Below are 773 nucleotides of genomic sequence, written 5' to 3' on the forward strand. Positions count from 1 at the left end.
CGCGCCAGCATGGGCGGCACATCGGGCCAGTCCGGCGTGTGCTGCGGCCGGCGGGTGATCTTGGGCAAGCTGGGTTTGTCCATGGGCATGAATGGGGCTCGGTGAGTCAGGGGTTCTGGCCAGGCCGGGTATTCGTCATGCAAGCATGACTTCCCACAAAACCTCTGCCTTTCTGAGAGGGCGCGAAGTTTGTGGGAAATGATGCTTGCATCATGAATGCCCCCGGCGAGCCGGGGCGGCACCAGACCGGCAGTCTGCCACGGCGCCGCCCTAACAGCACGAACACAAGGAGCAAGTGATGAAATTTTCGCCATACGGTACCCCGCAATCACCACCACGACCAGATAGTCACAAATTAGGGCTAAAAAAGTCATCCCGCTTCCCTATACTTGCGGGCCTACGAGTTTCGTCGTTTATGTAAGCAAACACTCACATGAATGCCATGTAAACGACGCGCCCACCCCGAATTTCGGGGCCTGGGGCACACCAAAGCGGTCATTTAAACCGCGTACTTTGGGACTGGAGAGCAGAAGCTATGATCTATCAAGGCAACGCCGTAAGCGTACAACTGCTTGACGACGGCATCGCCGAACTGAAGTTTGACCTTCAGGGCGAGTCCGTTAACAAGTTCAATCAGGAAACCGTGGAAGATCTCGGTAAGGCTGTGGAAGCTGTTAAAGGTAACAGCGACATCAAAGGCCTGATCGTGACTTCCGGCAAAGGGGTTTTCATTGTTGGCGCCGACATCACCGAATTCACAGACATGTTCAAAC

General features: G+C 55.2%; 1 protein-coding gene. It reads left to right on the forward strand.

Annotated features, from left to right (window positions below; translation table 11 throughout):
• Positions 1 to 535: 535 nt before the first annotated feature.
• A partial coding sequence (locus A3730_RS06125) for an enoyl-CoA hydratase-related protein (protein WP_231883868.1) occupies positions 536 to 773 on the forward strand: 238 nt, incomplete at its 3' end.

The organism is Alcanivorax sp. HI0044, assembly GCF_001634945.1.